Origin of the sequence: Paeniglutamicibacter sp. (assembly GCF_046714615.1) — a bacterium.
Taxonomy (GTDB): domain Bacteria; phylum Actinomycetota; class Actinomycetes; order Actinomycetales; family Micrococcaceae; genus Paeniglutamicibacter.
The window spans coordinates 1-13,670 of record NZ_JBKKAP010000068.1; the positions used below are offsets into that span (position 1 = coordinate 1).

At 58.9% G+C, this 13,670-nt stretch carries 7 protein-coding genes; 2 read left to right on the forward strand and 5 right to left on the reverse strand.

The window, feature by feature from the left end; translation table 11 throughout:
• Positions 1-173 precede the first annotated feature (173 nt).
• Positions 174-533 (forward strand): hypothetical protein, encoded by a 360-nt coding sequence (locus tag ACLQ7E_RS07475; RefSeq protein ID WP_411731944.1) that lies wholly within the window; start codon positions 174-176, stop codon positions 531-533.
• A gap of 185 nt (positions 534-718) precedes the next feature.
• Entirely contained in the window at positions 719-886 is a 168-nt protein-coding gene (locus ACLQ7E_RS07480) for a DUF4357 domain-containing protein (protein ID WP_411731945.1), read from the forward strand.
• A 336-nt stretch (positions 887-1,222) separates the two neighbouring features.
• On the opposite strand, the gene ACLQ7E_RS07485 is transcribed toward ACLQ7E_RS07480, so the two are convergent.
• The 5 genes from ACLQ7E_RS07485 to ACLQ7E_RS07505 form a co-directional block, all read right to left on the reverse strand.
• Complete coding sequence (locus ACLQ7E_RS07485) at positions 1,223-4,747, reverse strand: SNF2-related protein (protein WP_411731946.1); 3,525 nt, start codon at positions 4,745-4,747, stop codon at positions 1,223-1,225.
• Complete coding sequence (locus ACLQ7E_RS07490; protein WP_411731947.1) at positions 4,641-8,678, reverse strand: Eco57I restriction-modification methylase domain-containing protein; 4,038 nt, start codon at positions 8,676-8,678, stop codon at positions 4,641-4,643. The genes ACLQ7E_RS07485 and ACLQ7E_RS07490 overlap by 107 nt, the downstream gene beginning before the upstream one ends.
• A gap of 762 nt (positions 8,679-9,440) precedes the next feature.
• Positions 9,441-10,628, reverse strand: coding sequence for a competence protein CoiA (locus ACLQ7E_RS07495; protein ID WP_411731948.1), 1,188 nt, complete (start codon positions 10,626-10,628; stop codon positions 9,441-9,443).
• Between the two features lie 344 nt (positions 10,629-10,972).
• Positions 10,973-12,670 (reverse strand): restriction endonuclease, encoded by a 1,698-nt coding sequence (locus ACLQ7E_RS07500; protein ID WP_411731949.1) that lies wholly within the window; start codon positions 12,668-12,670, stop codon positions 10,973-10,975.
• Positions 12,671-12,946: 276 nt separating this feature from the next.
• Positions 12,947-13,519 carry a recombinase family protein gene (locus tag ACLQ7E_RS07505; protein ID WP_411731950.1) on the reverse strand — a complete coding sequence of 191 codons (573 nt, stop codon included), beginning with the start codon at positions 13,517-13,519 and terminating at the stop codon, positions 12,947-12,949.
• Between the last annotated feature and the right edge of the window lie 151 nt (positions 13,520-13,670).

Here is a 13,670-nt window from a genome sequence, read left to right on the forward strand (position 1 = left end):
GTTCGCCGCACCGTGTTGTGTGGCGACCAGATCAGACGATCACGAAAGGCTCTCGAGCGGTACCGTGTTCCCGGAACGGGAGTACCAACAAGCCGGAACAGGAGTACCTCCTGACGCTATTTAGCACACTATGGTGGGATAAAAACAAGGACCAGGGAACGAGGAGCAAGGCCATGGGAGCGTTGGATCCGGACAAGTACCAGGAACTGCTCAATGCCCGCGACGAGCTGGATGACGTGCCGGTGAGCATCACCCGCCACCAAGCGCAGAAATGCGCCGCCATCATCACCGCCGGCCAAGCCGGCCAAGCCGGCCAAGCCGGCCACACGGCCTACGCCGAAGCCACCGACGTCGTCACCTGCAGGCCATGGCCCTGGCGGTGCTGCCGGGAACGGCCCGGATCCCCACCGGCAGTGCCGCGCTGTGGCGGATCCTCGAGGACCTGCCGTGGCCGGCACCGGGCCCACCGGGTGACCAATTATCCTGAACCGGACCAACTAAGACGGCAACAGGAATCCACCAGCGGGAGCTGACGGCCAAAAGAAGGTGCCGACATGGCATGATTTCATCGTACGTGCTTGGACGCGCTGAAAAAGGGGAGTCAAGTGTGAGTGCCGGATCACCCGCCCGTGGATCGTGGGTGGGCACGGCCAATACCGTGAGCTAGCGTCCGCTACGCGAAGTCCTCGAACGCGGAGGCGCCATCACTGCGCGCGATGTGTTGGCCAAGGACGGCGTTGTCTTTGCGAGGGACCAGGTCTTCACCAGCACCGCGGCAGTAGTGGTCCTGGGCAGGGCTGCCAACGGCCGCAAGGAACGGATCGAGACAACGAACCAGCTGTCCTACGGTGAGTGGCAGGACCGCGAGCTCATCGCCCCATTGTAATGACAACCGGTTTCGGAAGGAACCTGTCACGACCAGACATGCGGCGGACGCTACAATAGCGCCACTATCGGCGTTGACCCCGAGACGCCCAGGAAAACTGGTCTCTTACAACAACAGCGGCATGATCCACAGCTCGGTTCAGTTCGTGGTCTTTGCTGGACCAGAACATCAGGTCTCCGACCCGGTACCCCCGGTACATGGAGTCGACCAGGTCACTAACTTTTGCGTTCGGTCAAACGAATGGTCGTTGGATGTCTGAGAGCCGGATGGCTCCTTTGTCGACTTCGAAGAAGAGTTCTTCTCCGGTCCACGGGTGGTGCCCGAATGTTTCGGCCATTAGGAGAGTTCCGTTTCGGTTTTGGTGAGAGTTCCGAGCATGCTGTTGGGTTCGGGGAAAACTGCGGTCCAGCAGACGAGGTAGATGTCGTCGGGGGTTGCTGGTGGGAGTGGTATGGGTGGTTCTGGGGTGCTGAGGCCGTAGTCGTCGGCTACGGCTGCGAGGTGTTCGACGGTGGTGTGTGGGTTGTTCGGGTCTGCGGTTTGGAGGGCGGCGCGGATGGCTCGTTGGATGCGGGTGGTGTAAGGGGCTTTGAGGCGGTTGGCGAGGTCGTCTTGTTGGTCGCCCAGGTATGTGCCGTGTTGCTCGATGTATTCGATGGCGTCGCGCATGACTTTGGGTAGGGGTGGGGCGAGGCCTCCTGGGTCGGTTCGTAGCGACCAGTCGAGGTGGATGTCGGTTTTAGCGATGGCCCAGGCATCGAAGGCTGCGTTGTACATGTCAGGGGTGAGAGGTGCGGGGGGAGTTGTTTCGTTGCCGGGGTCTGCGTGTGAGAGGCAGGAGAGGGTGTCGCGGATGACTTCGGGGGTGGGTTGGCCGTCTGCGGTTGTGACGATGCGGGTAGTGAGGTCTTCGTTGAGTGGGACGTAGCGGTAGAAGGGTTTGTTGTGGTCGCCTACTCTGGCACAGAAGACGAAGCCGGGATTTGCGTGGGGTCGGACGATGCCTGTTCCTGAACCCCAGGGGAGGGATTCGACACGTGTTTTGGTGGTGGGGTTATGGAAGGCGTTGGTGAGGCGTCGTCGGTATTCTTCGCCGGAGAGTGCTGCGGAGCCGCCGTCTTCGAAGATGCTTGATTCTTGGCGTTTGATTTGTTCGATCATGTCGCGGGTTTCGGTGATGGAGCGTTCTACAGGGTCGATGCCGGGGAGGACGATGCCGACGCCGACTGCTGCTGCTGCTTGTTTGAGTTTGCGTTGGAGGCGTTCTTCGAGGCCGAGGAGTCGGTCAAGGTCTTCGTCGGGGAAGAAGCAGCGCATGTAAACGCGTTTGTGGTGTGAGCCGATGCGGTCGATGCGTCCGTGTCGTTGGACGAGTTTCATCGGGTTCCAGGGCAGGTCGTAGTTGATGATATGGCGTGCTTGTTGGAGGTTGACACCTTCGGCTAGGACGTCCGTGGTGACGAGCAGGTCGTAGAGGTCGTCTTCGGTTCCGTTGCCTGCGGTGTGGGGTGCGAATCCGACTATGAGTTCGGTTCGGTTGTTTTTGTCTGGGCCGGAGACTCGGGCGAATCGGTTGCGGTATGCGGTCAGGCGTGGGTCGGTGATGACGGCGTTTCGGATGGCGGTTTCGATGTATTCGGCGGTGTCTGCGAAGTAGGTGAAAACGAGGACTTTGCGTTTGTTTTGCGTGTCTTCGTCTCCGATGCCTTCGGTTTCGGCATCTGCTGCGATGGTGGCTAGTTCGGTGATGAGTTGGTTGATTTTGGGGTCGGTGGTGTGGTCGACGTGTCGGACTCGTTCGTGGAGTTTCCCTAGGAGGGTTCGGTCGGCTTCGACGGCCTTGCGGAGTTCGGTGACGTCGTATCCGGCTGCGTCGATGGTGCCGTCTTCGTCTTCGAGTTCGGTGAGGAAGTTGTCGGCGTCGTCCATGCCGATGGCTACGAAATCGCGGAGGCTGTCTCCGGTGAGGACGTATCCGGCGTCGAGGGCGTGGATGAACCGGTCGTGGGACTCCATCATTTTTGTGACGGTGAGGCAGAAGGCGTAAGCCGACGATTCGAACCGTTTGAGAAGTGCTGAGCGGAGCAGGCCCGCGTTTTGGGCTTCGTATTGTTCGGTCTCGCCCTCGAGGCGGAACTGTGAGGGTACGTAGCGGGCCATGGTGAGAACTTGTCCGAGGTCGGCGAGGATGACGCCTGCTCCGACTGCGGTTGCCGTGAGTTCTTCTTCAATGTCGGCACCTAGTGCGGTGGCGAGGGCGTCGAAGACACCGGGGAATAGTGCGCTGAGGTCGTAGTCGACTCGGTGGACTTCGCAGGTGGGGAAGGAGACTTCTTGGTCGACACCGTTGATGCGTACTTTGTCACCTCGGTAATGGTTCTTGACGAACCGGCGTGTGCGTCGGACGGCTGTTGCGTCGAGGACGTCGAAGAGTTGTTGGGCGGTGAGGTCGTCGGGGTCGGTGGCGAGGGCTTGGTTGAAGTATCGGCGTAGGGAGGGGATGCCTACGTCAGCGAATGCGTAGTCGCTGCGGGCGAAGAACATGATGAGCGTGTAGAGGTCTTCGAGGCTGTTGTTGACCGGGGTCGCTGTCAATAGGACTAGGTCTTTGGGGATTCGCGAGTCAACGATGCGGTGCAACGCCTCGGCACGGAGTGTGAGGTTATTTCGGAACGCGTGTGCTTCGTCGATGACAACCATGGCGTACTGGTCGATGTCTTGGAGGGCGGAAGTATTGTTGCCTGCGGAGTCGATGTTGTAGACGAGTTCTTCGTAGGAGACGATGTCAGCGTTCAGGTTGTTGTCGCGCAGGAACCATTTCCAAGTGGAATCTCGCAGGGTCGCGGGACAGATGATGAGAACTTTCTGTCGACGTACAACGGTTGCTTCGTAGATGAGTTCACCGGCCAGGAACGTTTTTCCTAAACCGACTTCGTCTGCGATGAGGACACCGTTGCGTCGTTCGAGGATGCGCTTCGCTCGCCACACGCCGTCTGCTTGGAACGCAGTCAACCCAAGTTTGGAACCAGCGGTGGCGTCTTCGAGGTCCGCGCCGTAGTTCTCGAACAACATGCGCATGAAAATGTCCCAGGGCTGGTGGGGTTCCCACCGAGCCTTGTACAACCCACCCAGGTCGTAGGGCACCGACTTGGACCACTGTTCGTTGAACCAGTCGATCACTAAACCAACCGGGGTGGGATCGTAGCGACCCAGGTTGAGTTCGTTGTTGCGTGCCAATCCGGCGTAGGTGAAGTTTGAAGAACCAGCCAGAACACCAGTTTTGTCGGTCTCCACGATAAACGCTTTACCGTGTAAGAATCCCTGCTCATAACGACGCACCTCAACCTCCGGGTGGTCCTCCAACCACTTCACCAACCGGCGAGCCGAAGCGTCCGCGTCACGGGTGAAACCAAGAAGGTTCCGGTCCTCCTCCAACGAACGTGAGTGACCCTCCAACGCCCGTGTCACATGCGCAGACGGACCCCGCCTACGTTGACGTTGAGCCAACGGACGAACACTCGAACGTTCATCAATATCAGTTGGTTCCGCCCCCAATAACAACCGCACCGGACCAACCTGGTCCAATTCGTCAGCTAATAAACTGAACCCACCAGGGTTAAAATAGGCGGTCGCAATCGCCAACCGAGGCGGCTCCACCCACCTTGTTCGGATGCCTTCCAGGAGTGCATTGATGGCCTTGAAAACCTGCTCTCCCTTCGCCACATCGTTCGTAGCGAACTCAGGACGGTTATATTCAGGCAGCATCGTCACCGGTTCTGTTTCCCTGCTTTGTTTGAGCGTTACGATGGACAGTAACAGCCTGCGCGTAAGTGGGGGGCATACCCTTTTCGCTGAAGTCATTACTGATAATTTTGAAGTCATCGGCGGTCAAGCCGTACCCACTCAGGGCAGCGACTTCAATTTGCACTAGGAGTTCCTCATTTGTGACATGTTGCAAATCACCAAGTGGACTCACCCGATGACCAACGTCGATGCCTCCAGCAAGTTGCTTGTAACCGTTTCGAAGCAAAAGCAAAGCAACCCTGTCTGCGACAAATTCAATTTCGTCGTCTGACCAATCTGGAATGGGGAGTTGGTTCACTACCGGCGCTGTGACGTGGCGATCCACGAAGCGGCGCGACCACCAGTCGAGAGTATTCGTGTTCATGAGTCCAAGGAGGGCAAGACGAGCTTGCTCCGATGTTCCCGATTGGTGTGCGACCGCATGAACATACCCCTTGTTGTGCAGCACACCCGTCTCGGGAAGTGCCGTTGCGATCATTGTTCTGGTGTCGTCGCTGCGGCTCGGGTGCCGCAGAAGGACCAGGGGGTGGGTGTCGTCAACTTTGACAATGCCTGCGTCCAGTGACAGGCCACGACGCTTGGCAATCATTCCGCTCATGTCGTCAATAAACTGTTTATACTTGGCGGTTTTGTCGAACGCGTAGGCGTCGACATGTGCTGTCATCAAAACTTTCCATGCTTCAACCGTTGCCTCGTGGCTCGCCAATGCCCGATCTGGGCCGGTACCTCGAAAATCCCAGCGAGCGTCGTGTTTACCGGTAATCCATCCTCCCTGTTTGGCGAGGCGCGAGTGCACCCGCATTTTATCGAACACCTGACGGTCGTCTGAGTCTACGAACCAGGGAATTACATGCGTGTCTGAGTACGACTCTACGTCTGCTTCGCTCAGCGTTATCGCGTTTGTTTCGGCAACGGCACGAATCTGGGCGGGGGATGTCGCCACCCAAACCGCGACCGGGCGGTCAGTTCGGGGACCGGCCGCTATCAAAACCACGGCGTACGACTGGTGCACATCATCGAAGATCCATTCGGCCTGATTCCTGCCCTGCACTATGTGCAAGTCGTGAGCGGTTACGAGTTCCCGTCGCAGATTCTTCCAACCAGCGAGCACCATGCTCTGACGGGGGAGTACGAGCCCAACATGACCACCTGAGCGGAGCACCTTGAGCGCCCGTTCAAGCATGAGTTGCGCAAATTCAAGATGGGTTCCTCCACGAAGCGTGAAACCTCGCTTGAAGTATTCTTGAAGTTCGGCACGCTTGGCTTGTTCAGCGATCTCATGTGCCGCCTCGGCGGGATGTGATGCGCGAAGTTCAGTAATTTTCGCTTCGCGGACCTTGTCCGGCAATGCAATCAGCCCCGGACTAATTCCGACCCAATATTGCGCTGGTTCCCAACGAACTTTCTCCCACGGCGGGTTACCCAGAACGACGTCGAATCCTGGCTTTTCCCGCATGAAAACTTCTGGAAACAAAAATGGGAGGTGCACCGCGTTGAGTCGCTCGATGGCGTTCTGGGTCCGCGAGGTCGCTCCCTGACCGAGTGCCTCGTCAAGACCTCCTGGCAGTGAAACTTCGCCAAGGCGGATGGCGACTGCCGCGTCGAGAAGGGTCTTGGCGACTGCCGCGTCTTTCATTGCTGTTGCGTGGGCGCGGCTTGCTTCGCGAACCTCGGATTTGGTTGCTTCTGCAGTTTTTGCCACACGGAGGAGGCGGTCGCGAGCCGCGCGCAAAGTTTCGTGTATTTGGTCAGCGAAAAGACTGTTCTGACCGGCTGCGGCCTTGGGTTCAAAGACCGATAGCGCCTCGTCCACAGTTCCCATACCGGTGAGGCTGTTGCCGACCCGCAGCCCGTGGTCGAGGGATGACATGGGGAGTCCAGGAACGAATGTGTGAATCCAGATGCCGAGGCGTGCGAGTTCGACGGCCATTAGATTGAGGTCGAGGCCGTAGATGCAGCGTCGTGCGATTTGGCGGCGTAGGAGCGTGGAAGGTTCGATTTCTACGTCGGCGGCAGCGTCGCCCAGAGCGTCGTTTGCGGCTTGGTTGAGACGGGTGAGTTCGTCGTTGATGGCTGGGATGGGGTTTTCGGTGAGGAATTTGGCGAATCGGTTCTCGATGCGGTCAATGGCTGCGACGAGGAAGTGTCCGGACCCCATGGCTAGGTCGGCTACCCGGAAGTCGAAAAACTTTTCGCCAGCCCCGGCTTCGTCCTGAGCGGTGAGGAGGGACTGAACCTTGGCGAGGTGGTCGGTGAGAGCAGGTTCGAGGGCTGTGTCGAGGAGGTGTTCGACGGCGAAAGCTTTGGTGAAGTAAGAGCCGGTGGCTTTGCGTGCTCCAGAAGCGTTGTGGAAGTAGACCTGCCCGGCGCGCACGGTGACCTTGCTGCCATCCTTAGCCGGGAGGTATGACTTGGTTTTCGGGTCAACCGTGAGGTCATTGGGGGCGACTGAGAGCGAGGATTCGAGCAGCCCTTCGTAGATGGTTCCGAACTCGCGTACCGAAAGTGACCGGAAGTCAACGGGGCCGAGGTCTCCGTCGTTGCCGGTGTCGATGAGGAGCGCTTTGAGGGCTGGCCCAATTTCGGCGTTGCTAAGGCGCATGCGACTGATGGCGTGCCCGGAGGGATGCATCTCTTCATCAGCGGCGAAGAGCCCGCCGTTGTAGGCGGGGACGTCCCATTCACGGTTGCCATCATCGACGGCTCGCCAAACAGAGATGAGGTCTTCCCACCGGTCGTAGGTGTCGGGGTCGAACTCGACGACAGCATTGTCGGTGAACTCTCGGGCAAGGGTTTTGAGGGCTTTGCGTGTGTATCGGGGGTTGCGTTGGTACGGGAGGAGACCTCGGTCTTCGGCATAGGAGACGAAAAGGAGGCGGAACAAGATGATGAGTGTTCGGTGGTATGCCTCGTGGAGGTCGGTGTCGGTGAGTTCGTCACCGGTTTCGGCTTTCATGGCGTTTGCGACGGCTACGGCGAGGGCGGGTACGACGTCGAGGTAGACACGGTCACGGAGCCTTGCGCCGAGGGCGGTGGCATGGTCGACAGATGCGGCGAGGATGGATGCGACGGTGCCGGTGTCTTCGAGGGCGGCTGGGGCGAAGAGGAGTGGGAGGTAGCCCGCGTCGGGTTCGCTGAGGAGGGCGAGGTCGAGTTCTACGAACGTTTCGGACTGTCCTTTGCGTCCGACTCCGATGTCGGGTTTGGCAGGGTAGAGGCGCAGTTGGCTGCCACGGATGACGATGAGCCAGTGAAGGTTCTGTTCTTGGGCGAGAGCGAGCCCCTGGGTGACTGGGGAGACGGAACCGAACCGTTGGCCGGGGCGTTCGAAGATTTCGTTCTCGTTGAGGAGGACTGCGAGTGCGTGGCGGTTTGTTCCGGTGGAGAGCACCTGGGCGATGGAGCCGTGTGCGGTGGTTTCGTAGCCCAGGCCGTGGATGAGGTCGGCGCCGGTCTTACCGAGGAGCATTTTCCCGGTTTCGCGGGCGTTGGTCCAGTCGGGTCGTTTGGGTACACCGTGGCGAAGTTCGTGGGAGGCGAAGAGACCTTGGTTGGTGAGGCCAGCAATCAGTTGGTCTTTGGGGCCGACGAGGAGGCGTTGGAGGGTCCGTTTTGCTGCTGCGGCGGTCGGTTCGCCTAAAGCGGCGGCACAGATGCGGTCGACTTGGCTGAGGTCGAGGCCGGCGATGGCGGCTGGGTCCTCGCTGGGACCGCAGACGGTGGCTTTCCAACCGTTGGGTCCTTGGTGGGCGACGACGAGGAGGACGGGGGCTGCTCGTCGGTTCCAGCGCAGTGACCAGAGGCGTCGAACGTCGTCCATTTTGGGTGCTGTGTTGGAGGTTGCGAATGCAACTTCGAGGGCGTCGGAGCCGAAACCGATGTTGACCCGGAGTGGAGTGAGTGCTGTAGGAGAACCGGGTGGGCGCACCCAATCGATTTCTTGGACATCTGCGTCGGCTAGGAAATCATCGGTGTTGAACGTTGTCACGGTTGTTTTGCTCTCCCCTTGGTGTTGGCCTCCTACAAGTTTGCCTTAGTCATCGGACAGGTTTAGCAGGACACACGTCCTGACGAGGACTGGGTGTTCGTGGTGATCGTGAATGTTTCCGCTCGAAACACGGGTTGAGGGCGAATCCGAACGTAAAGGAGCCGATTCTCAGTCCGGCCGAATTTTGGTTATTCGGTGCGGCCAATGCGGTATCCGATTTGTAGGGCAACGGTTTAGCGAGTCGGTGCATTTGTTCGAGGGGCATGGTGGGTTCGCCTTGGAGGATGCGTCGGAGCTGCTCTTTGCTGACGTCGAGTTGGGCTGCGTCGGTGGCGTGGTCGAATCCTAGTCTGGCCATTTCTTGATGGTTTGGTGGGCTAGTTCGTGTTGGATGAGCGCAGCGTCGGGTAGGTAGGTCTGTGTGGTTGGGGGTCTTGTTGGTTCGGCTGTGTCGCCTACTCCGAACTCTTCGGGGTGGCCCTATGCGAACGAGCTGAGGTGTTCTGTCGCCGTGGTACCGCTCAACTCTGACACGTAGGGCCTCCATGCCAAACCTTCCAGATGTGAGCGCATTTCATGCGTCGATATCTCATCAAAGGATCCTTTATTGCGATCACATGCGGGTCCGAGCATCATCAGTTGGAGGGGTGTCCATTGCCGTGCCGTGGGGGGTTCAGTTGATCTCAACAACGTGTCTGGCTCGTCTTCGTCTCACGAATCCCAATCCGGAACCCTGCATGGGAACACCATGGACCGCGGACCTCAAGTCCTCCGGAGCAGGGGAGCGCTGATGACAGACCAGTGATCCGCGTTGATCTGCGCGATGTAGACCTGTCCCATGAGGGCCCGACAGCTTGGACACACGAAGGCGCTGTATTCTCCTCCCGCGCCTTGGCTATGCCTGGTTTCGATCTGTGCCTTGGTGGCAGCAGCCCCGGACCGGGTGATCCAGGTGTCCACCGCCCGGTGGACCTCCGGGTGGTTTTCGTACCGCTTCGGACCTACTTTGTCTTTCACGGAGACCCGTGGTGCCGATGAGTATTGCTCGTCGGGGCGGATACTGCGCGCCTCCCACAGCATCATCTGCTGCCGGCATTTCCAGCAATCGGTCAAGGTCGCCCAGACGAAGGGGCCGCCTTCGGTGTGGACGGTGTATGGCCCAAAGGCCTTTTCCGGCGCCACACTGCCGCGGTTCGTTCTCTCGACCGCTTCGTGGGCCTTTGCAAGGCGCTCGGCGTCGGCGCGTTGCTCTGCGATCCTCCGCTTGCGTTCTTTGTCCAGCTTGTCTTGCTGTTCCTGCGGTGAGCCAGGGTTTCCCGTGGGGCCATTGACCAGCAGGTCCGCAACGAAGTTGCCCAGGGTGCCCTGCGGCAGGCCGAGATTGTGCGTGATCTCCAGATCGAGGAGGTCCGCAGGGTTTTCGGGGGGTTCCGATTCCTTGCCGAATCCCGTGACCACGGTCGGCAGCTGGACGGGGCTGTATTCAAGATCGCGGGGCACCAGCCACACCGGGAAGGCCTCGCTGTCGAAGTAGCGCTGCGTCCGGCGGACATAGCTCGCCGGTGTCTGGGAAGAGAGCTGAACCTCGAAGGCGACACGGCGGCACCGGTCATCGGATATCGCCAGCACGTCGATGATCCACTCGCGGGTGGGGTGCGGGTATTCGATGACGGCCCTCCAGCCGGGCACCAAGCCGATCCGCAGGGCCAGGGCTTCCTTCATGGCCAGGTGTTGCGGCGATTCTCCTCCGTGGTCAACCGCGCAGTCTGTCCCCGGGTAATGGGCAAAGAACCTGGTGTCCTGCCCCCGGGTCTTTGCGACAGCCCGGATCATGCACCCGGGAATGACAAGCCGCTTCCGGTCTTCCGATTCCTGCAGCGCTGCCCACGATTCGTGTGTGTGCCTTGTGGCATCTACTCGTTCCCCGTCCAGCATCGCAATCAGCAGCATCTGCGCCCCCCCATGGCGTGGTCGGGATGCCCAATGAACCCCGATGGACAGATTCAACCACAGAACCGACCGCTTTGGCCGCTGTTGCTAACAAGTTCCATGCATTCCGAGTTTCTAGTGTCTGCATGGGGTATGCCCCAACCAGACAACGGGAAAACCATGAAGAACCGTCTGTTTAGGTCGGATTCTGGTTTTTCTGTCGGTCTGCATCCGGGACCTTGGAGAGTAACTGGACATGCCTCAACCGAGAGAACGCTACAGATGCGCGGGTATCAGTGATCCAACCTGAAATTCCTGGTAATCAGGCCACTTGAAAGCAGTGGCACAATTTCCGGGTTCACATTCTATTCCGCGGACCCTACGGACAATGGCCGGTACTTTATTCGCCGATGCGGAGTCTGGAGCTCGAATAAGGTTCGTCCGTTGATCTCTTGGGAGCCGAGGCAAGTCGGTGTTTCGAAATAGGCTAAGACCTGCCCCAGTTCCACATGTTGCTCGCCGACAATGACTTCGAGGGGAACCGAAACTTCAAAAGATCCCTCGGGAAGTGGTGCACCCTCGAGGTCGACGCGTAATGAGTACCCCTCTTCATAAATCTGTGTGACTGACTCGCCAGAAAGCAATTTGGTCGCGATAAGCCAGCTTCGAGGCTGACTTTCGTGTACCAAGGCAAAATCGGGAACCTTGATTGTGGCTTCGCTGCTGTTCTGCAGGCTTGCGAGTAGGGCAATCAACTCGTTCATTTGCTTCAAACGATCGTGAGTTTCCTTGGGCCATGGCAAGGCCATGTTTGCGTCGATAATTCCCTTATCCGGGGGGGTGTATCGGCGGCTAATGCGGCCGAAATTCGGGGCGCAACAGTGAGTCAGGAAGGTTAGGGCAGAAACGACCCTTGTTACGGGTTTGCCAGTGAGGTCATGGAAGGTCAGTCGGCGAAGCGCGGACTTATCGAGCAGATTAAATCGATGCTCGAGGTTGAAGACCCCGTTGGTCTCTTGGAATACGGCTCGGAGCCCTTCCTCACCTCGGCTTCGATCAATTCGATCTAGGTCGACGGCCGCGAGCACTTTTCCGTCAGGGGTGACTATCTGGCAATGGAGTTCAGGATCCCGACCCAGGTCCTCGTTGGGCGACCAGGCGGAAACTGTGGCCCTGTTTATGGGTCCGCTGAGTCCACCGGGTGCGTCTAGATCTCCCGTGTAGGCTCCCTCTGGACTCTGAAAAGGAGACCCATATGCGATGAAGTCTTGGAATGCATTCGCCGCTTCGCTCCCGGATTTCATTGTGAGGGTGCCTCTGACAGTAATAGGGCGCTCAGTCGTTGAGGCGGCGCACCGGGCAATAACATCCACGACCGACCAACGTCCGTCACGTTTGGATTGGCTGGCGAAGTGCAGAACCAGGTTGGGGCGTGAGGAAGGCTCCGGCAATGAGCCGCTCCCAAACCGGTGCTCGTAGCGATAGTGGGGATCGTCCTCGAGCGTAAGGAGCGCCTTGCTGACCCTCTCCTGTAGGGCGGCTACGCTCAATTCAGCTTTGGTGTTTTCTGCCCCGAACGCCGCTGAAACAACCTCATATGCCTCATGAATCCGAGAGCGTCCCCCATGTAGGTAGTAGTCGATAATTGATGGGTACTTGCTAGCCAGCGTTTCGACCCAAGTTAGTCCGTTCCAGATTGCTGTAACGCCCTGTTCCACTCCTATTTTGCACAGCCACTTTTCGGCTTCCGCTGATGGGTCCCAAGGCAGGACAAGGTGCCATTCTTCTACAGTGAGTTCGTTCCAGCGCGGATCCTTCATAAGAGTTTTTAGGGAGTCCTCGACCGCAGTTTTTTCCCTTGCCCCGAGCGGCTCAGTGTAACGCTTGACCTGATAGACGACGTCGCTGCCATTGGGACCGGCGCCGCGATCGAGAATATCGACTCCACCGTCCCCGCGTGAAGGGGTGATACGAGTCGAGCGAGGGTGTTCGCGGTTTAAGAACATGGCAACAACGGCCTCTACATCGGCACCTTCAAGCCTTGTCCACTCAACTCTTGTCATTCAACTAGTTTGCAGGATGCAGGGCATTTTATTGTCCTGCAGATCCCGAGATTGAGCAGGATGTCCGATTTCTGGTGAGGCTTCCGGAACCCTCAAGTCGGAGCTGGCGGAATCGAGCTCCGCTTGCTGTAAGGCCGGAGACGACCACAACGCCGGCGGATCAGGCCGCTATGGCTGATCCGAGTCAGAAAGAGTGGAGTCGTTCAACTCGCGGTAAGCAATTTTTCGCTTCTCACTTCAGTATTCACCTGTCCGTTAACCCATTCTAAGTTTGGGCTATCCACTCCGTTTCACAATGCGGTAGACCGTGCTGCGTGCGACCCCGAAGAGTTCTGCGATTTCGGCGCTGGTGTGCTTGCCCCCGTGGTGGAGGGCGACGAGGTGCTTTTCCTGGGCGGGGGAGAGCTTGGGCTGCTTGCCACGGAGCCTGCCCTTGGCCTTGGCGATCTGCATCCCTTCCCTGGTCCTTGCGCGGATGAGGTCGGATTCGAATTCGGCGACCATCGCCAGCACGTTGAACAGCAGCCGGCCGACCGGGTCGGTGGGGTCGTGGACGTTTCCGCCGAGGCTCAGCTTGATGTTGCGCTTGGTGAGGTCTTCGACGATGTCGCGGGCATCGGGCAGGGAGCGGGCCAGGCGGTCGAGCTTGATGACCACCAGGGTGTCCCCGGCCCGGCAGGCGGCTAGGGCCTGGTTCAGCCCGGGGCGTTCGCGGTTGCGGCCGGTGAGTCCGTGGTCGACATAGACCAGATCGTCGGGCACGCCGAGGGATTTCAATCCTGCCTGCTGGGAGGCGAGGTCTTGCTGGTTGGTGGAGACGCGGGCATACCCGACCAGGTGCTGTGGCATGCCTCGAGTGTAGCGTTTGTCCTGCCTTCACCGGTTATGCCGATGTCGTGGTTATTCCGATAGCGGGGGCTGGATGACTGCCACTGCTGGGGTGTGGCGGGCGAAGTTCGGCATAACCAGAAGCCGGCAGGTTGAGTGATACTTCTATCTC